General features: G+C 54.9%; 18 protein-coding genes and 1 other RNA gene. 13 read left to right on the top strand and 6 right to left on the bottom strand.

Translation table 11 applies throughout. The features are described 5' to 3' along the window. The first annotated feature begins 2 nt into the window (after positions 1-2). The 4 genes from ACHUEV_RS16715 to ACHUEV_RS16700 all read left to right on the top strand — a co-directional run bounded on the left by ACHUEV_RS16715 (position 3) and on the right by ACHUEV_RS16700 (position 3,687). Positions 3-1,877: a bifunctional 2',3'-cyclic-nucleotide 2'-phosphodiesterase/3'-nucleotidase gene (locus tag ACHUEV_RS16715; protein ID WP_394181897.1), complete on the top strand. Its 1,875-nt coding sequence runs from the start codon at positions 3-5 to the stop codon at positions 1,875-1,877. A gap of 37 nt (positions 1,878-1,914) precedes the next feature. Then, an RNA gene (gene ffs, locus ACHUEV_RS16710) (signal recognition particle sRNA small type) lies at positions 1,915-2,013 on the top strand. A gap of 222 nt (positions 2,014-2,235) precedes the next feature. Beyond that, complete coding sequence (rsgA, locus tag ACHUEV_RS16705; RefSeq protein ID WP_394181895.1) at positions 2,236-3,267, top strand: ribosome small subunit-dependent GTPase A; 1,032 nt, start codon at positions 2,236-2,238, stop codon at positions 3,265-3,267. An 18-nt stretch (positions 3,268-3,285) separates the two neighbouring features. Continuing rightward, a complete protein-coding gene (locus tag ACHUEV_RS16700) occupies positions 3,286-3,687 on the top strand; it encodes a RidA family protein (RefSeq protein ID WP_394181893.1) in 402 nt (133 codons plus the stop codon). Positions 3,688-3,689: 2 nt separating this feature from the next. Here the strand turns inward: ACHUEV_RS16700 and ACHUEV_RS16695 are convergent, their stop codons facing one another. Both ACHUEV_RS16695 and ACHUEV_RS16690 read right to left on the bottom strand, forming a co-directional pair. Then, the gene (locus ACHUEV_RS16695) at positions 3,690-4,163 is read right to left on the bottom strand and encodes a protein-tyrosine phosphatase family protein (RefSeq protein ID WP_394181891.1); all 474 of its coding nucleotides are present in this window, start codon (positions 4,161-4,163) and stop codon (positions 3,690-3,692) included. Continuing rightward, positions 4,156-5,655 (bottom strand): ankyrin repeat domain-containing protein, encoded by a 1,500-nt coding sequence (locus ACHUEV_RS16690; RefSeq protein ID WP_394181889.1) that lies wholly within the window; start codon positions 5,653-5,655, stop codon positions 4,156-4,158. Before ACHUEV_RS16690 ends, ACHUEV_RS16695 begins: the two co-directional genes overlap by 8 nt. A gap of 276 nt (positions 5,656-5,931) precedes the next feature. On the opposite strand from ACHUEV_RS16690, the gene ACHUEV_RS16685 reads away from it, so the two are divergent. The 3 genes from ACHUEV_RS16685 to recR all read left to right on the top strand — a co-directional run bounded on the left by ACHUEV_RS16685 (position 5,932) and on the right by recR (position 8,759). Beyond that, entirely contained in the window at positions 5,932-7,683 is a 1,752-nt protein-coding gene (locus ACHUEV_RS16685; protein ID WP_394181887.1) for a DNA polymerase III subunit gamma/tau, read from the top strand. A gap of 63 nt (positions 7,684-7,746) precedes the next feature. Further along, the gene (locus tag ACHUEV_RS16680; RefSeq protein ID WP_106356315.1) at positions 7,747-8,091 is read left to right on the top strand and encodes a YbaB/EbfC family nucleoid-associated protein; all 345 of its coding nucleotides are present in this window, start codon (positions 7,747-7,749) and stop codon (positions 8,089-8,091) included. A gap of 74 nt (positions 8,092-8,165) precedes the next feature. Beyond that, positions 8,166-8,759, top strand: a complete 594-nt coding sequence (gene recR, locus ACHUEV_RS16675; protein ID WP_394181884.1) for a recombination mediator RecR — start codon at positions 8,166-8,168, stop codon at positions 8,757-8,759. Here the strand turns inward: recR and ACHUEV_RS16670 are convergent. After that, positions 8,756-9,655, bottom strand: a complete 900-nt coding sequence (locus tag ACHUEV_RS16670) for a LysR family transcriptional regulator (protein WP_394181882.1) — start codon at positions 9,653-9,655, stop codon at positions 8,756-8,758. The two genes, recR and ACHUEV_RS16670, sit on opposite strands and share 4 nt — an antisense overlap. A gap of 109 nt (positions 9,656-9,764) precedes the next feature. Here ACHUEV_RS16670 and ACHUEV_RS16665 point away from each other — a divergent pair, with 109 nt between their 5' ends. Continuing rightward, on the top strand, positions 9,765-10,385 hold the full coding sequence (locus ACHUEV_RS16665; protein WP_394181880.1) for a class I SAM-dependent methyltransferase: 621 nt from the start codon (positions 9,765-9,767) through the stop codon (positions 10,383-10,385). Between the two features lie 56 nt (positions 10,386-10,441). Here the strand turns inward: ACHUEV_RS16665 and ACHUEV_RS16660 are convergent, their stop codons facing one another. Continuing rightward, on the bottom strand, positions 10,442-11,194 hold the full coding sequence (locus ACHUEV_RS16660; RefSeq protein ID WP_394181878.1) for a DUF1013 domain-containing protein: 753 nt from the start codon (positions 11,192-11,194) through the stop codon (positions 10,442-10,444). A 136-nt stretch (positions 11,195-11,330) separates the two neighbouring features. Between ACHUEV_RS16660 and ACHUEV_RS16655 the strand changes: the two genes are divergently transcribed. Beyond that, a complete protein-coding gene (locus ACHUEV_RS16655) occupies positions 11,331-11,960 on the top strand; it encodes a ribonuclease T2 family protein (protein ID WP_394181876.1) in 630 nt (209 codons plus the stop codon). A 62-nt stretch (positions 11,961-12,022) separates the two neighbouring features. Here the strand turns inward: ACHUEV_RS16655 and ACHUEV_RS16650 are convergent, their stop codons facing one another. Together ACHUEV_RS16650 and ACHUEV_RS16645 are read right to left on the bottom strand one after the other, a co-directional pair. Then, positions 12,023-12,343, bottom strand: a complete 321-nt coding sequence (locus tag ACHUEV_RS16650) for a hypothetical protein (protein ID WP_394181874.1) — start codon at positions 12,341-12,343, stop codon at positions 12,023-12,025. A gap of 143 nt (positions 12,344-12,486) precedes the next feature. Further along, entirely contained in the window at positions 12,487-13,272 is a 786-nt protein-coding gene (locus ACHUEV_RS16645) for an alpha/beta hydrolase (RefSeq protein WP_394181872.1), read from the bottom strand. Positions 13,273-13,334: 62 nt separating this feature from the next. Between ACHUEV_RS16645 and ACHUEV_RS16640 the strand changes: the two genes are divergently transcribed. From ACHUEV_RS16640 to ACHUEV_RS16625, 4 genes are all read left to right on the top strand, one after another. Further along, positions 13,335-14,813, top strand: coding sequence for an NAD-dependent succinate-semialdehyde dehydrogenase (locus ACHUEV_RS16640; protein ID WP_394181870.1), 1,479 nt, complete (start codon positions 13,335-13,337; stop codon positions 14,811-14,813). Positions 14,814-15,211: 398 nt separating this feature from the next. Then, positions 15,212-16,777, top strand: coding sequence for a phosphate ABC transporter substrate-binding/OmpA family protein (locus ACHUEV_RS16635; protein WP_394181868.1), 1,566 nt, complete (start codon positions 15,212-15,214; stop codon positions 16,775-16,777). 188 nt (positions 16,778-16,965) lie between these two features. Then, positions 16,966-17,502, top strand: coding sequence for an RNA polymerase sigma factor (locus ACHUEV_RS16630; RefSeq protein ID WP_394181866.1), 537 nt, complete (start codon positions 16,966-16,968; stop codon positions 17,500-17,502). After that, entirely contained in the window at positions 17,499-19,643 is a 2,145-nt protein-coding gene (locus ACHUEV_RS16625) for a vWA domain-containing protein (RefSeq protein ID WP_394181864.1), read from the top strand. The genes ACHUEV_RS16630 and ACHUEV_RS16625 overlap by 4 nt, the downstream gene beginning before the upstream one ends. Positions 19,644-19,653 lie beyond the last annotated feature (10 nt).

Raw genomic sequence — 19,653 nt, 5'->3', positions numbered from 1 at the left:
CCATGAATACTGAAATAGTTGATTTTCGTGAACGCAATAATAGGAGTGTCGCCCCTACAGGGCACCTGCGCATCATGGAAACGACAGATTTGCATATGCAAATTCTTGACTACGATTATTTCGCAGACCACCCTGACAAAACGACAGGCCTTATTCGGCTTGCCAACAAAATCGCAGCGCTGCGCGCGGACCCCGATGTAACGACCCTACTGATGGACAATGGGGATTTTTTGCAGGGAAATCCCTTGGCCGACTATATTGCTGCCAATTGGGAACGAGGCCGCCTGCACCCGATGATCGCCGCCATGAATGTCATGGGCTACGATGCCTTGGGGCTTGGCAACCATGAATTCGACTATGGTATCGACTTTTTGCGCAGCGCCTTGGACGGGACAGAATTTCCGGCGACCTGCGCCAATCTGCGCCTGACGGACGGACAGGAGCTTGTCCCACCCTACGCGATTCTTCAGCGCAACATTTCTTGCGATGACGGCATGACGCGGGCGATAAAAATCGGCGTCGTTGGGTTTCTGCCTCCGCAGGTATCAGATTGGAACCCCGACAAACTAAGCGGCATTGCCGAAACGACCGATATCGCGGCTTGCGCCAAACAGATTATCCCTACGATGAAAGCCGAAGGCGCAGATATCATTATCGCCTTGTGCCACTCTGGGATTGGCGCGAACGATCACTTTGAAGGGATGGAAAACGCTGCCGTTCCGCTGGCCTCGATCAATGAGATCGACGTTATCCTTGCGGGACATACGCATGAGTTTTTTCCTGACCCCGATCGTTCGGTCAGCGATATTGTCGATCCGGTTTCCGGCACGCTACATGGAAAACCCACGGTGATGCCGGGGTTTTACGGCAGTCGGCTTGGGGTCGTTGACCTGAAATTGCGCTGGGTCGATGATACATGGCAAATCCGAAGCCATAGGACCCGGCTTGCCAAAGGGGACCCGGGGCTAGCGCCCGAAAGCGCCTTACCTCAACGGCTGAAGCAAGAGGTTTTTGCCGCGCATGTTGCAACGCTTGCGCATATTCGTCAGCCTATCGCGACGACGAATGATCATGTCCACAGTTACTTTACCACGATTGGCCCTGACCTAAGTCAACGGTTACTGGCCCAAGCACAACGCGCGCACGTCAAAGAGGTTCTTGCCGGAACAGAACACGAAAGACTACCTGTGTTGGCTGCGACAGCGCCCTATCTATTCGGCGGGCGCGCCGGGCCGGGCCATTATATCGACATCCCGCCCGGGCCAATCGCGCTGCGTGATGCGGCCGCAATGTTTCCCTTTACTGACAAGCTATGTGCCGTGCGACGCACCGGGGCCGAGCTGCGCAATTGGATTGAACGCGGCGCTTCTCATTACATGCAGGTCACTGTCGGCGCGCACGATCAACCGCTTATCAACCCATTCAGTCCCGGCTATAATTGCGATGTCATCCACGGGCTGACTTACGAAATCGACCTTAGCCAACCCGCGCGCTTTGACACAGCAGGAGCGCTTATCAGTTCACAAAATTCTCGCCTGCGCGATCTGCGATATGATGGGAAACCCGTCCTTGATGATGACCTGTTTGTCGTCGCGGCAAACAGGTATCGGATCAATGGCGGCGGCGGCTATGTCCGCTGCCCAGACGAGGACCTACTATATTTGAGCACGCTTTCAGTACGGGATGTTTTGATCCAGTCTTTTAAGGGACAATCGAACATAGAAAGCCTTCCCGCGAAAGAATGGGAATTTACTCATCATCCAAACACTAGCGGAGTGTTTCCCTCTGCGCCTGCCGCACAAGATCACCTTGCAGAGCCAATTTCATATGTTGGCCACGGTGAAAATGGCTTTGACCTTTACCGATTTACGTTCTGACGCTTGCACTGATGCGTCACTGGTCATATATGGGCATTGAGAGGTTGGCGCGGGCAAGTGCCTCGCCAACCTGGTCAGGTCCGGAAGGAAGCAGCCACAACGAGCCCCACTTGGGTCGATGTCCAGCCTCTCACCTAAAGCGAAATCGCCCAGCGATTTTGCGAACACGGACAGAGCGAAATGGCGACGCCGTTTTGCGGAGTCCGCAAAGGCAAGCCGTGAACAAGGAGAACATTCATGATTGTGCTATGTCCTCTCCCGGTTTGGGTGCGCTGAAACGAATTCCGTTCCCTCGTCCGGCTTCCACTGGTAGAACAACGCTACCAGCCAACGTATTTCCTTTGACGAGGACACTTCATTGACAGATTTTACTCGCGACGCCCTTGGCTGGTCGCCATTCTTTATGTCTCAGCTCGATATTGATGAGCTTGAAACACTTACCCCCGCCCGCATTGCCACTGTCCATCGTGACCGTGTCGTGGGCTTTTCTGAAATCGGAACGCTTGAATTGACGCTTGATCCCGGGATCACGACGGCTGCGGTAGCAGTTGGCGACTGGGTTCTAGCCGCGCCTCAGCAATACCGCTTGATCAAGGTATTGGATCGCAAGACAGAATTGTCGCGCGGCACCGAATTCCATACGGGCGAAAAGCAACTGATCGCAGCGAATATCGACACGCTGTTTATCACGACATCTTGCAACAATGACTTTAACCCTGCGCGGCTCGAACGGTACCTTGCGCTGGCGCATGATGCGATGATCACCCCCGTGATTTTGCTGACCAAAGCGGATCAATGCGACAATCCAGATAACTACGTCGATCAAGCGCGCGCACTCGGTCGTGGGATTGAAGTGATCGCCTTTGATGCAAAGTCAGACGACGTCATCGCAACCTTGGCACCTTGGTGTGGCAAAGGGCAAACCGTGGCGCTGACCGGATCGTCTGGCGTTGGCAAAACCACCATCGCCAATGCGCTGACAGGCGGTAACGCCCTAACGCGCGACATTAGAGAAGACGATGCACGCGGTCGCCATACGACAACCGGGCGTTCGCTGCATGCGATGCCATCGGGTGGTTGGCTGATCGACACCCCTGGCATGCGCGGGTTGGGCTTGGCCGAAGTGTCATTTGGCATCGACGCAACATTCCCAGAAATCTCGGAACTTGCTGAAAACTGCAAATTCCGGGATTGCGCCCACGATAGCGAACCGGGCTGCAAAGTGCAGGCAGCTATCGCAGCAGGCGAGATCGATCCAGATCGACTAAAGCGGTTCAAAAAGCTGAAGCGCGAAAACATCCAAGCGACTGAAACGATTGCCCAAGCACGTGACCGGTCCAAAAAACTGGGCAAACACATCAAAAGCGTCATGAAGAAAAAGGGCCGCTAACCATTCGAGGAAACGAAAATGGCGATTACACCCGTTATCCCTCCTGCTTTCCAAACGGCTTATGAACAAATCAAAATGTCGCCCGGTGTCCTATCGGGCGACCACCTTTTTCTGACGGGCATGACGGGCGGCGATCCAGATGGTCAAATGCCATCTGACCCGGCCACGCAAATGCGGAACGCATTTAATAAGATCGGCTTAATCCTTAGCGAAGCAAAACTGCCCTTTGCTGCGATTGCAGAAATGACGACATACCACATAGGGCTGCGCGACCATTTCGAGCTGTTCAATCAGATCAGGCTTGAATACTTACAGCCACCCTACCCCGCATGGACGGCCATTGAGGCCGCAGGTTTACGTCGTGAAGACGCAATTATTGAAATCAGAGTAGTGGCCAATGTCGGTACGCAAACAGAATAATATTAACCGCGCCGCGCCCATTCCAATTGGGCAAGCGTTTCAACCGCGCAAAGCCGCGCCCGCCGCAGTCGCATCAGTGCAGCGTCTGGGTCTTCTCCGGCCGCAATCATAAGCCGCAGAACAATCATCCCTGACCTGCCGCAGCCACCTTTGCAGTGGACCAGAACCCTTCTACCGGCGCTTAAGTGTTCAAAAACACTGTCGCGCACTTTGGGCCAATTCAAATGACGAGGAACGCCAAAATCCGGAACGGGCAAATGCAGCCAAGCGATGCCTGCATCCGAGAGGTCTTCACCGAATTGCCCTGCGCCAAACTGCTCTAGCTCGGTCATGGTCGTCATGCTTAGGACAATCGCAGGCCCCCACGCCTGTAGGTCGGCTAAGTCGCAGGGATACGAGCCGCTTGTCCCCGGTACTGGGGCGAGCGCAAGTTCGCCCCCGCCCACAGCAAGGTTATGTATCGCAAAGTCAGACAATTCCGTGGTCCACAACTTGGCCCGGATGTGCCACAGCCCAGTCAGTTAGAAATGATGACACCCTTGGGTTCCCCGCAAACTTGATCGCCTTTTTGGGTAACGCGACCCCATGTTCCAACGCAAGTTCCAAACACGCAAGGTGGTCGCGTTCTTTGCGATCCGGGCAGTTTTCCGACCCGTGAACAATGGTGCTTAACAATGTGCCACCGAAGCCATTCACATAGCTAAGGTCCGGCCCCAGCTGTAGAAAGTAGTCGGTCATGTCAGGCAACCCTTGCCATCCAGCAAGCTGCACAGGCGGCACCCCTTGTCCGTCCGGCGCATCCCACGGCATGCCCACAGCGACCAACGCACGTACATGCTCCATGCGGTTAGGCAAAACCAGAACCTCGTGCAGGACATTTTTGAACGCCTGCGGAACCTTGGCGGCATCTATCCAGCGCCCCTCAACCACATTGCCATCAGCGCAATCCGCAAGAATATGTTCGACGTCGGTCAGGGTCGTATCAACGCTCCGCGCCTCCAGCGCATCGCTTAGGGACTGGTTTCCGAAAATCCGCGCAGCCGCATAGGTGCTTGCGCCATGAAAGGCTCGGTTCGGGTCAGCGCCAGCGTTCAGCAATATTTCGACCATCTTCGGCGGTGATTGACGGCGTGCTGCGTGATGTAACGCAGGCATAGCTTCGTCAGGGGTTGCGCCAGCCACGAGCAGCATTTCAACTGCAGCAACATCATGGAAATCCATCGCTCGCAAAAGCGCATTGGTCCCGACCGGATTCGCGCCATATTCAAGCAGCAGCTTTAGCCCCATATGGTGGCCCAGCTCAGTCGCGTGATACAGGCTTTCGCCATCATCTGGGTTCGCGCCGTGCTCCAGCAGCCAGCGCGCCATTGGGATATTCCCCGCGTGGCCAATCGCGCCATACAATGCAGACAACAGATGCTTGCTGCCGGGATGTGCTGGGTAGCCATCATTCACGTCGGCACCAGCACTTATCAACAGTTCTGCAATCGCGAGCATATCTTGTTCTTTTTCAGGCCAAGCCGTCAGCATTTTCGAGAATGCCAAATGCAAAATTGGACGACGCGGACCAAGTTGGCGGGTCGCGATATGTGGATCATCTTTCAGCGTTTGGATCACAGCATCCAGATCATACAATGCGACCTGCAAACCAAATGCGCCCGCAGCCAAATCTGGCGTATCAGACAGCAGTTGTTGCACGACATTCGTCTGCCCATGAAACAGTGCCGTTTTTAGACGTTGCAGTTTCGCCGCACGATACATGCCTTGGGTTTCGACTGCAGTCTTTAGCTGCGGCCAACTGGTAAAATCATTCTCGCGTGCGATGATGTGCAGAAAATCGGCGCGCTTCAATTCACCCGCGCGTGGTTTTACCGCATTCACACGGGTATTCGCGGCACGGTTACCGGATTGATACAGTTTTTGACGGGTTTTCGCCTGCTGACGCAGCGCGTCTAATGGGTCTGTCATTGGCTTCCTCACCAGATAGGCCCGCCGGTTCGCTATCCCGGGCAAATGAGAAAGACCACATATGTGGGTCGTTCAGATCATATCCGGGTGCTCTGCGCTTTCCGCGAACCAAGGATGCCCCCCGATATCGGCAGTTTTAGGTTAGCTCTGCAGCCTGCGCGATGCAACACGGTTCGGATGATCCGCGCGAAGGGCAAGATCATGGTCAAACAGGTGGACCTTGGCGGCGAGCACCCTTAGGCTGTCCGCGATAGAATCCACTCAACAAAGGCCGCCATGACCGACACCCCAGCCTACCAAGTGCTCGCGCGCAAATACCGGCCCGAAACCTTTGTTGATTTGGTCGGCCAAGATGCCATGGTCCGCACCCTGAAAAACGCGTTCGAGGCTGACCGGATCGCTCAGGCCTTCATCATGACGGGTATTCGTGGCACCGGGAAAACGACGACCGCGCGGATCATCGCCAAGGGCATGAACTGCATCGGGCCTGACGGAAACGGCGGGCCAACAACGGAACCTTGCGGCGAATGCGAACACTGCACTGCCATCATGGAAGGTCGCCATGTTGATGTGATGGAAATGGATGCTGCTTCCCGTACAGGCGTGGGCGATATCCGCGAAATCATCGACAGCGTTCACTATCGCGCGGCCTCGGCCCGCTATAAGATTTACATCATCGACGAAGTGCACATGCTATCCAAGAACGCGTTTAACGCGCTTTTGAAGACGCTTGAAGAACCGCCCGCACACGTCAAATTTATCTTTGCGACTACAGAAATTAGGCAGGTTCCCGTGACCGTCCTATCACGTTGTCAGCGATTTGATCTACGGCGGATCGAGCCTGAAATCATGATTGCGCTCCTGCGCAAAATCGCCACTGGCGAAAACGCCGAGATCAGCGATGACGCGCTCGCATTGATTACCCGCGCCGCCGAAGGGTCTGCCCGCGATGCGACGTCCCTGTTGGATCAGGCCATTTCCCACGGCGCTGGTGAAACCACCGCCGATCAAGTCCGTGCAATGCTTGGCCTTGCCGATCGCGGTCGTGTCCTTGATCTGTTTGATATGATCCTACATGGTCAGGCCGCCGAAGCCCTGACTGAACTTTCCGGGCAGTACGCCGATGGCGCCGACCCGATGGCCGTGCTGCGCGATCTGGCCGAGGTCTGTCACTGGGTCAGCGTGATTAAGATCACCCCCGAAGCTGCCGAAGACCCCACAATCAGTCCCGATGAACGCACCCGCGGTCAGGCGATGGCTGCCGATTTGCCCATGCGGGTCATGTCGCGGATGTGGCAAATGCTATTGAAAGCATTGGAAGAGGTCGCAATGGCACCCAATGCCATGATGGCCGCCGAAATGGCCGTGATCCGACTGACCCATGTCGCTGACTTACCGACGCCAGATGAATTGGTTCGCAAGCTACAAAACGCAACGCCGCCAAACGGAGGCCCATCGGGCGGGCGCCCTGCCCCGGCAGCAGGTAGCGCAACAAACGCAATGTCGAGCACGCCAGCCCCGACGCATAGCGGGCCCAGCGGGCCTTCTGCATCAGGAGCACAAACTGCAGTCGCCTTGTCGACCGACGCCTTACAACGCTACGCGCGGTTCGAAGATGTCGTTGAACTGATCCGTGCCCACCGCGATGTGAAGTTGCTGGTCGAAGTTGAAACCGGTCTACGACTCGTCAATTATCAACCCGGTCGGATTGAGGTGAACCCAACGGCTGATGCAGCCTCTGACCTTGTCGGGCGGCTTGGGTCGCGACTGCAAGCATGGACGGGCAATCGCTGGGTCATCACCGTGATGAACGAAGGTGGCGCACCCACCATCGCTGAGGTGCGCGATGCGGCCGAAAACGCGATCAGGCAAGAAGCATTCGAGCATCCGCTTGTGCAGGCGGTGATAGCGGCCTTTCCTAAAGCGCGGATCACTGACATCCGCACAGAAGCCGACAAAGCGCAGGATGCGCTCGAAGATGCGCTGCCCGAAGTGGATGATGAATGGGATCCTTTCGACGAAGACTAAGCCTACGTTGCCAATTGCGCGCGCAGACCCTATCTGAAGGCCAACAAGACAGGAGATACAGACATGCTTAAAGGACTAGGTGGTCTTGGCGACATGGCCAAGATGATGAAACAAGCCCAAGAAATGCAGGGCAAAGTTGCCCAGATGCAAGCCGACCTCGAAAACGTCATGGTCGAAGGCGTCAGCGGTGCAGGCTTGGTAAAGGCAACCGCAACCGCCAAAGGTGAATTGAAGGGGCTGGATATCGATCCATCCATCTTTAACGGTGACGAAAAGGAAGTGGTCGAAGACCTGATTTTGGCCGCCATCAAAGACGCGCAAGGCAAAGCGGCAGAGCGCAGCCAGCAAGAAATGGCAAAAATGGCCGAAGACATGGGGCTACCTGCGGGAATGAACCTACCTTTCTAAGGCGAATGAATTTTCTAGAAAATTCATGACACAGAACAAATTTAGCTAAATTTGTTCGCGGCACCGGGAACCGTATGACTAACGGCACAGACGACCTTGATAATCTGATTGCGCTGATGGCCAAGCTTCCCGGTCTTGGCCCTCGCTCTGCGCGTCGCGCCGTACTGCATTTGATCAAAAAACGTAGCCTCGTGCTGATCCCGTTGGCCGAGGCGATGCATCGCGTCGGATCAACGGTCCGCGAATGCCTGAATTGCGGGAACGTGTGCACGTCGGACATCTGTGACATTTGCCAATCTGAAAAACGGGCCACTGGCCAAATCGCTGTCGTCGAAGACGTGGCGGACCTATGGGCGATGGAGCGGGCGAATGTATTCAAGGGGCGCTACCACGTATTGGGTGGCACACTTTCAGCCCTAGACGCCGTTGGCCCCGATGAATTGCGCATTCCCCAACTGTTGGACCGCGTAAAGACCGAGAACGTCACCGAAGTTATCCTTGCCCTAGGCGCAACCATCGACGGGCAAACCACAGCCCACTACATCGCTGACCAGCTACCGGGTGTCAGCGTCACGTCTCTCGCGCAGGGTGTCCCTGTAGGTGGTGAACTGGATTACCTTGACGATGGCACAATCACCGCTGCACTGAACGCGCGTAAGGCGCTCTAGATATGTGGCATTTGGCCTAGCGCCTTTGCCAAAGCATCAAACACAATCCGGATACGACGGCTTGTGTGTAATTCCCGATGTGTCGCCAACCATATAGGAAAACGGATCGGTTCGAGTTCGGGCAAGACCTGCTCGACCCCTGTTACTTTATCCCAAGTCTGGCAGGGCATCGCTGCAATACCCAACCCCGCACGCATCATTTCCCACATCACAACACCGCTATCTGACGTGCTGCGAAACTGATCCGGTGATAGCTGGATCCCCCGCGTGGCAAAGAACGCATTCATCTCTGCAGGGTCGTTTGGCCCAATAAACGCGTGCTGTTTGAGGTCATTCACGCCTTTGGGTCGACCATATTGATCAAGATATGACGACGCTGCAAACAACCCGGCATCAAAATTGCCGATTAGCCGTGCAATCAATTCGGGCTGCGTCGGGCGCACATTACGTACGGCAATATCAGCATCTCTACGCGTCAGATCCTCAATATGGTTCGAGGCGACAACTGCAATCTCGATCCCCGGTGCGGTCTCGCGCAACTGCATCAAGATGCGCGGTAGATATGCCGCCGCGAACAGATCGCTTGCCGTAATTGAAACACGGCCTGACACCGACTGCGACTGCCCGGCAGCGACCATAGAAATGCGGCTCGCCGCGTCGCCCATGGCCTGCACGTGTTCAAGCAAGTCTTTGCCAGCAGTCGTAATTACGAGGGCCTTGCCGACACGCTCGAACAGGGTAACCCCTAAGTCAGCCTCTAGCCCGGCTACTTGCCGCCCCAAGGTCGGCTGCGTTGCCCCCATCGCACGCGCGGCTGCGCTTAGCGATCCCTCTTCGGTGGTCGCTAAGAACGCGCGGATTTGGTTCCAATCAAATGATACGGCCTGCCAATTCATACATATATGTATATCAGATCGCCATTTTTAGGCAATTCATATACAAAATCAAAGCAAGTAGAATGTCAGCAATTCAGAGGATCAGCATTTACAAAAAAGGAACCCCAAGATGTCGACCGCAGCCTTCTGGGATAAAATCGCCCCCAAATACGCTAAGAAGCCCGTACCTGATGAATCCGCATATCAAGCCACGCTGGAACGCACGCGCAGCTATCTTAACCCTGCAGATCACCTGCTTGAAATCGGATGTGGGACAGGCAGCACCGCGCTGAACTTAGCGCCAGCAGTCGCACATATTACTGCGACAGATATCTCGTCCCAAATGCTGGCTATTGCAGAGGCCAAGCTAAGTGATGATGCGCCAAGCAACATCAGCTTTCTTCAGGTTCCGGCGCTAAAGCCGTTGGCCGCAGCCCCGTTCGACGCGATCTGCGCGTTTAGCATTCTGCACTTGCTTGACGATTTACCTGCCGCCATCGCGCATTTAAAAGCGCAGGTTAAGCCGGGTGGATATGTTATCTCTAAGACTGGCTGCATCGGCGATATGAACCGCGCCATTCCTTTGGTTATTCGCCTCATGCAGCTATTCAAAAAAGCCCCATTCGTGAACGTATTTACGGCTGATGCCCTAGAGGCCGCGTTCCGCGATGCCGGCTTTCAGATCGTGGAGACTGGTCATTTTGGTAAGGACGAGACCACTCATTTCATTGTGGCGCGTCGCCCTGCATAAAAAAAAAGCGCGCCACCACATGGTGACGCGCCTTTGCATGATCAGTCAGACAGCGATTAATCGTCTTTTTCGTCGCTATCGGGTAAGTTAAAGAAGCTGTCCGCATCTGTGACATCACGATTGTCTTCTTCGTCCTCATCGTCGCCACGTGGGTCAGACAGGCTGAATGTTTCCAGACCTGAAATCGCCGCTGGGATCTTTGGCTCTGGTTCCATGCCAAGAGATTGCTCGGTGCTGACCAGCTTACGACGTTCGTCATCAGACATCGCGCCGCCTTCGGCTGCTTTTTTAGCGTTCGCTTTTTGAACAGCAGCGTCCAATTCAGATTGCTTACATAGACCCAGCGCAACAGGATCGATTGGATCGATGTTGTTGATGTTCCAGTGCGTGCGTTCACGGATCGCCTGAATGGTTGGCTTGGTGGTACCAACAAGCTTGCTGATTTGGCCATCGGACAGTTCCGGGTGGAACTTAACCAACCAATAGATCGAAGCAGGACGATCCTGGCGTTTGGACAGTGGTGTGTAACGCGGACCGCGACGCTTTTCTTCGCCCGCAGATGCTGGGTTGAATAGTAGCTTCAACTTGTGAAGCGGGTTCGCTTCAGCTTTGTCGATTTCTTCTTGGGTCAGCTGTTTGTTGGCAATCGGGTCAAAACCTTTGACGCCAACCGCGACATCACCGTCAGCAATGCCTTGCACCTCTAGCTCGTGCAGACCGCAAAAGTCAGCGATTTGCTTAAAGGTGATGGTTGTGTTGTCGCACAGCCAAACAGCGGTCGCTTTGGCCATAATCGGTGTATCGGACATCTTTCATCTCCATCGTAATTTCAGACAAGCCTTTCCCGCGCCCTTAAACTGGGCAGACTGTGGGAACAGCCGGGTTCGCATTGTCGGGGAACTTGAACCCTATATAGTAGCCCAAACGACTTTAGGAAAGATCAAAATGCGCAGGCTTATTGCCCTACTACTGCTTATCACATCTTCAGCCCAAGCACAGGATGCTGCTGGAGACTTCGATTACTACGTCCTCTCACTCTCGTGGTCCGCTAACTGGTGTGAACTGGAAGGCGATGCACGCAATTCACCGCAATGTGAAGAAAGCGAAGATTTCGACTGGGTTCTTCACGGCCTTTGGCCGCAATACGACCGTGGATACCCGTCGTTTTGTCACACATCCTACCGTCCACCAAGCCGCGGCCAAACAAGCGACATGGCGGACATCATGGGTACATCTGGGCTTGCGTGGCATCAGTGGCGCAAGCACGGCGTATGCACTGGCCTTTCACCCGATGATTATTACGATCTATCGCGCGAAGCATATGCGCGCGTTGTCCGTCCGCCGGTCTTTCGTACCATTGACCGTGACATCACGATGCCTGCACACGTGATCGAAGAAGCATTCCTAAAGGATAACCCAACTCTTGAGGCTGATCAGATCACCATCACCTGCAAATCTGATTACATCCAAGAGGCACGTATCTGCATGACACGAGACCTAGAGTTCCGCACTTGTGGGCCAGATGTCATCCGCGATTGTAGTATGACGGACGCACAGTTCAGCCCAATGCGCTGATCGAAAAACAAAAAAGGCGCCAAATATCTGGCGCCTTTTGGGAAACTAGAATCTGCGCAAACTTATGCGCCAGTATTAACAGGCTCTTGTTCGGCCTGCATTGTGCTGCCATCTTTCAACGTAATCAGGCCACGCTCTTCACGGCAAAACGGTGTACCGTCCCGGCGCAAGCGCGGAGTCATGTAGCCTTCGATGCCATCGTCAATATACCAGTGCTGACACCCATCTGGGTCTACCCAAATCGATGCGATGCCGTCAGGAAGCGGCCCGCCGTCAAGTCCACCGTCAACAGTGCTACCGTCTTTGCGCGATGCCTCGCATCCGCTAAGAACGCCCACCACTAGAACAAGGGACGCAGCCCGAACCATATTTTTAGTTTTCATCTTCGTCCTCACAACGACAACCATACTCAATCGATTGCACTTTACACCAGATTTACAATCGATGAACGCCTATCACGTGTAAAAACACGTATCTAGTGCGCATAATGCAACAGCAAACATGCTTATTGCTAAGAAACTTTAACTCAATTGTAAGTTGTTCCACATAGTTTACGTGTCAGGTCGCTCCTCGGATCACTTAAGCCTTCCACGACGTCAAAATGATTTTTATCAGGTTCAACCTCAAGGGCGCAGCCCCACATATCTGAGAGGGCATGAGCCTGATCAATAAATACTGGCCTTTCGCTACCACCCACCCAAACGATCACCGGGATCTGTGGCGCGGACATATTCACAGGGCTTTCAACCCTAGCAGTATCAAAATCAAGCCTTAGATCCGCGTTCATTGAGGTGCGCATCAGCGGAACCAAATCAGCGACTGGCGATACTGGAACAACCCGGGTCAACCTATCGTGCCATGGCTCTGGCAGTCTGGGCGCTGTCATACGTGCCACCAACTGCCCCCCAGCAGAGTGCCCAACCAAGAGAATCGGTCCCAAAACACGCTGTGAAATAACGCCTATCGCAGCCGATATCTGATCTCCGATTTCGGGGATACTGGCATCAGGACACAGATCATACGACGGTATCGCCACTGCCCAACCATGCGCCATCGGGCCAGCAGCCAGATGCGACCAATACGATTTATCAAACTGACGCCAATACCCTCCATGCACAAAAACGACCACTCCGCGTGCCAGACGGGGCGGATGGAACAGATCAAAGCGGTGCCGCTGGCCTTCGCCATAAGGCAAATCCAGTTCGCATAACGCTGTCGTGCGAAACGCTGCGGCAAGTGCAGCCCATTTATCCGGGTAGGTATCCCCATCTGGGATATATGCCGCATTGGCAAATGCATCGTCTAATTCCATGGTCCCCCCTTTACGCCGCCCTAAGTGCAGGGTCAGATAGCGACAAACATAGGGAGCCTAACATGCTTGATGAATCGACCAACCTCAAATCCATGCTCACGCGCCCTGATCTGGTTTGCGAAGCAGCCTTTGTGTCAGGTGAATGGGTCCCGGCAGCAAACCGTGCCAACTTTGAGGTCACAAACCCTGCGCGCGGTGATGTCATTGCCGTGGTTCCAGACTTGTCCCGCGCCGAAGTAGCCGAGGCTATCTCTGCCGCTGAAAAAGCGCAGAAACCTTGGGCCGCCCTTGCCGCTAAGGAACGCGCCAAGGTCCTACGCAAATGGTTCGACCTGCTAATGGAAAACCAAGAAGACCTTGCCATCATCATGACTGCGGAACAAGGCAAACCACTGGCCGAGGCCCGTGGTGAGGTGGCCTATGGCGCGTCATTCATCGAGTGGTTCGGCGAAGAAGCAAAACGCGTCTATGGCGAAACTATTCCGGGCCATATGGCCGACAAGCGGATCACTGTCATCAAACAGCCAATTGGTGTCGCTGCCGGCATTACCCCGTGGAACTTCCCCAATGCGATGATCGCGCGCAAAGTGGCCCCTGCCCTTGCCGCTGGCTGTGCCTTTGTCGTGCGCCCTGCGTCACAAACGCCGCTGTCCGCACTTGCCATGGCGAAGCTGGCAGAAGAGGCAGGCGTTCCCAAGGGGCTGTTTTCCGTTGTGACATCAAACGCGGCCGAGGAGATAGGCAAGGAATTCTGCGAAAACCAAATCGTACGCAAACTGACATTTACCGGGTCGACCCAAGTCGGCCGCATCCTGCTGCGTCAGGCTGCTGACCAAGTCATGAAATGCAGCATGGAACTGGGAGGCAACGCACCGTTCATCGTGTTTGACGATGCTGATCTTGATGCCGCCGTTGAAGGGGCAATCACCTGTAAGTTCCGAAACAACGGTCAAACCTGCGTTTGCGCCAACCGTATCTATGTCCAAAAAGGTGTCTATGATGCGTTTGCGGCCAAATTCACAGCGGCGGTCGAAGCCCTGCGCGTCGGTGACGGCCTGACAGATGGCACAACGCTTGGCCCGCTGATCGAACCCAAAGCCATCGACAAGGTCCAAAGCCATCTTGATGATGCACTTGCTAAAGGCGCAACGGTACTGACGGGCGGTAGACCGCACGATCTGGGCGGCTTGTTCTTTGAACCAACGATCATCAGCAACGCGACCAAAGACATGGCTGTCAGCACCGATGAAACCTTCGGCCCATTCGCGCCCCTATTCATGTTCGAAGACGAAGATGACGTGATTTTTCAAGCGAATGACACAATCTTTGGGTTGGCCTCCTATTTCTATGCCAAAGACCTGTCACGCGTGACCAAGGTCGCCGAAGCACTGGAATACGGTATCGTGGGCGTCAACACTGGCATCATATCAACCGAGGTCGCCCCCTTTGGCGGCGTTAAGCAATCCGGACTTGGCCGCGAAGGTTCATCACACGGCATCGAAGATTACCTCGAGATGAAATACATCTGCGTCGGTGTTTGATTAATCAGAACCGAGCCAAACGCCATGCCTGCTGACAAAAGCGGGCATGGCCACAAAGCGTATCCATCAAGAACGCCCAATACATCAACGCAACACAACCACAAGTAATGTTGCCGAATTGCGCACAATACAGCAAACCAAGTGCGAATTTTCAAAAACTGTGCGCAAACCAGCAACAGTTGCTGTCAAATCTCAACAAATCATCGTACAAACTTAGGCTTCATTTTCAGTCTTTATCTGAATGTAAAATTTTTAACCAATTGGAATAATTTACATTTACGCGACCCCGTTACGAAACTGTCACGTAACTGTAACAAAACTGACGTGCTTTCGAGGCATCTGTATGGCCGCCAATACGAATGGCACCACAACGATCGTCCAAACGAAAGGCCAAGCACATGCACCTCAACCTCACACCTTTAGCGCGACTTGCCGTCGCTACCTGTATGTGTCTGGCCCAGCCAGCTTTTGCGCAAGAAGTTTCACTAACCACCAACGATGGCGAAATGGCGCTCGCGGGTGAACTGATAGAATTCACCAACGGATTCTATATCATGCGCACCGACATCGGGCAGGTCCAAGTCCCCGCTTCGCTTGTGAGCTGCTCTGGTGCGGCTTGCCCTGTCGGTGGTCAAGCTGCTCTCGACTTCACCATCAAAGGCTCGGATACGATTGGCGCAGAGCTCATGCCGCTGTTGGTGCGCGGCTATGCCGAAAGCCAGCGGGCTGTCGTCGAAAACCAGACAGTGGGCGAGCGTCAACATGTCCTTACAGTGATCGGTGACGAAGGCATCGGTGACACACTTTTTACAACGCTGATTGAGGATCACGGCTCAAGCACAGGCTTCCGCGGATTGCTTGATCTGTCCACGCAAATTGGCATGTCATCTCGCCGGATCAAAAGCGCCGAAGTCACGGCCCTTGCAGAGGCAGGTTTAGGCGACGCGCTCAGCTTTGAACAAGAGCACGGGATTGCCGTCGACGGCCTGCTGGTGGTGGTTCACCCCGATAACCCAGTCGATGCGCTAACCGAGAAACAGATTTCTGATCTGCTATCGGGCAAAGTCAGCAACTGGTCTCAATTGGGTGGCGCCGACCTGCCGGTGACCGTTTACACGCGCGATGGGAACTCAGGGACGTTCGCAACCGTTGCAGGTAAGTTTCTTGACCCTTTCGACGCATCGCTTACTGCGCAAGCTCGGATCGTAGCAGGCAACTCTGAAATGTCTGGCTCGGTTTTTGGTGACCCCGGAGGCATCGGCTACGTGGGCTTTGCGTTTCGCGGGGACAACAAACCATTGGGCCTAATTTCAAGCTGTGGGATCGCAGCAGAGGCATCTACTTTCGCGGCTAAGACAGGGGAATACCCACTCCAGCGGACGTTGTTTCTATATACGACCAACGCTGAACTGCCTGCGCGTGCGCAGGGACTTCTTGCCTATGCAAAATCACCAGCTGCTGATGGGATCATCGAAAAATCTGGTTTCATCGGGTTCAATATCGACAGTCGCGATCTTGCTCGCTCTGCCCAAAGCATCCGCACGCAAATCGACACCAACGAAAGCCGCCAAGAACTCGCCGCCTTGCGGGAACTATATATCGACATGCTCGAATGGCGCCGACTTTCCCCCACCTTCCGCTTTCAGACGGGTTCCTCAAACCTAGATAACGCGTCGCGTCGCGATCTACTGCGCCTGACCAGCTATCTTACAAATGATCCCAACATTTCCGAAGTGGCCTTGGTGGGCTTCACGGACGCAGACGGTGCTTTCGATGCAAACCGTACGCTAGGCTATGCACGAGCCGAAGCGGTGCTGGGCAGTATTTCCTCCCAAGTTGCCGGATCGAGCTTTGACCCCGCCAACGTCCAAATCAAAAGCTACGGAGAGCTAAACCCCGTCGCCTGCAACTCTGACTTTGCAGGGCAGCGCCTGAACCGCCGCGTCGAAGTCTGGGTGCGCTAATAATGACCGGGTGACGCGTAACGTGCCGCCCGGTTTCACCCATCCATATTTGTGATCTGATCGGCAATATCATCGAAAATCAGCCGAAAACTGCGCTTCATTCAATCGCGCCACATATCGCACACAAATAAATTTTCAGATGTCGCCAAGGATTGACCATTCCACCGCGTCCAACCACCGTGATGCGTATGAAAACCAGTGACGAAGACCTCGCGGAAGCAGCCGCAAATGGCGATGGGGCGGCTTTTGCCAACCTGCTTGATCGCCATTACGATAGGTTATTCGCGTTTTGCTTTCGATTGACTGGCCAAAGGGCCGAAGCCGAAGACCTGACACAAGATATTTGCGCCGCCCTGCCCGCCAAACTGGGCAGCTACCAACGCCGCGCCAAAGTGACGACATGGCTATACCGCGTCGCCGTAAACGCAGCACACGACCGCCGCCGAAAACGCGCAACTTACACTAAGGCGACGTCTGGCTGGGGCGATTGGGAAATCGCACGTAAAGCCGAACAAACAGAGACGACCGAAGCACTGGACTGGCTGACGGCCGCGATGAACCAACTGACCGACGACCTACGCGATACGCTCGCGCTTGTTCTTGATGATATGACCCATTCCCAAGCCGCTGAGATCCTTGGGGTATCCGAAGGCACAATCAGCTGGCGCATATCCGAAGCCAAAAAAGCCCTACGCGCCATCAAAGAAAAGGAGGCCGCAGAATGACCGATGATCTCGACGACCTCAAATCCCTGATGAACATGGCCACGCCGCGCGCAGATGAAACACGCCGCGCCGAAAACATCGCGCTGGCCCGCAAAAATTTCGACGACCTCCAAGGATCACGCGAAGCGCCGCGTCCTACTCCTGCAACTGGGTGTAACGCCCTCTGGACAGGAGTAACAACCATGCTGAACGCACTAACATCCAAGGCCGCGCTTGGAACAACCACCGCGCTTGTCGCTTGCGGTTTTTTGTTTCTAACGCCCCAAGGCCAAAGCTTGCTAACGCCGCCCGCTGCGACGGACCCCGTGCTAACGAAATTGACCGAGGCACCAGCAGCTGATGATACCCTCGCATTTGAAAGCGCAGAACTACGGACTGCCGAAGAAGTCGCCGTTGTTGACGCTATTAGCCCCCCGGTATCGACTGTCGAACGCGACCATCCACTTACGCCCGAGGCATTTGCGATAGAAGGAATTAATGAGGAAGAGCCTGCGGCGATGGCGGCCGCAACCGCCCCGCCAATGCCCGCTGCGCCAGCAACAGGTCTACCTTCACTAAATCGTTCAGAAGCATCGCAACCCTCTCCTAGCCTGACGGATACTAGCCGTGAAAGTGCTCGCCTATACACGACCGCACCAATGGAAACCGTCGAGGAGGCCGAGATCGCACAGCCGCAAGCCCAAGCGCTGTCAACGCTCTCAGTCGGCGACCGAATTGCCCCAGGCCAAAGCCCCGTTGCAACCCAATCAACCACAGAGACATATGCCAACGCGGCCCCAAACCCTCTGAAAATCACGTCCGAAGAACCCGTTTCAACGCTTTCAATCGACGTCGACACGGCCAGCTATTCAGTGGTGCGGTCGTCCCTATCGCGGGGCCAGTTGCCGCCTGCAAACGCCGTGCGTATTGAGGAATTGATTAACTACTTCCCATACGACTACCCAGCCCCCGACGCGGGCGATGCACCTTTCCGCACCACCGTTTCCAGCTTTGAAACACCGTGGAACCCAGACACGCAATTGGTGCATATTGCACTGCAAGGGCAGATGCCCGCGTTGGATGACCGCCCACCGCTGAATTTAGTATTCTTGATCGACACGTCGGGATCAATGAACAGCCCGGAAAAGCTACCGCTGCTCAAACAATCCTTCCGCATCATGCTTGACCAACTGCGCGCGCAAGATCAGGTCGCGATAGTTGAATATGCGGGCAGTGCGGGACAGGTACTTGCGCCCACGGCGGCCTCTGACCGCGAGACGATCTTGCAAGCCTTGCAATCGCTTGGTGCAGGTGGGTCGACTAACGGACAGGGTGGTCTGGAACAGGCCTATGCCGTGGCCGATACGATGGCCGAAGACGGTGAAGTTAGCCGCGTCATCCTTGCCACAGATGGGGATTTCAACGTCGGGATAAATAACCCCGAAGCGCTGAAGGATTTCATCGCCGATAAACGTGACACTGGGACATACGTGTCTGTGCTGGGCTTTGGCCGTGGCAATTTGGACGACGCGACAATGCAAGCGCTGGCGCAAAACGGCAACGGGACCGCTGCCTATATCGACACATTGTCCGAGGCGCAAAAAGTTTTAGTGGATCAGTTATCGGGGGCGCTGTTCCCGATTGCGGGCGACGTGAAGGTTCAGGTCGAATTCAACCCAGCCCGGGTCGCCGAGTATCGGCTGATCGGATACGAAACCCGCGCGCTGAACCGCGAAGATTTCAATAATGACGCGGTTGATGCGGGTGAATTAGGCGCGGGCCATACCGTTACGGCAATCTATGAAATCACCGCTGTCGGCAGCCCCGCACAACTTAGCGACCCGCTCCGCTATGCGCCAAACACGGTCGCGGCCACGTCGGAAGAATTGGGCTATGTCAAACTGCGCTATAAGGCACCGGGCGAAGACATCAGCCGACTCATTGAAACGCCGATCATCGGGCAAAGCATCCCCGGCACCGAAGCCAGTTTTGCAGCAGCAATCGCAGGCTTTGGGCAACTGCTGCGTGACGATAGCTATTTGGGCGACTGGGGGTATGAAGACGCCATCGCACTGGCCAACGCGAACCGTGGCGACGACAGCTTCGGCTACCGGACAGAGGCCGTGCAACTGATGCGCCTCGCACAAAGTCTTTCAAAGTAAGGATCAGTAT

Origin of the sequence: Yoonia maritima, assembly GCF_043641945.1 — a bacterium.
In the GTDB taxonomy this organism is placed as follows: domain Bacteria; phylum Pseudomonadota; class Alphaproteobacteria; order Rhodobacterales; family Rhodobacteraceae; genus Yoonia; species Yoonia maritima_B.
This window is presented reverse-complemented; position numbering and strand designations above follow the sequence as displayed.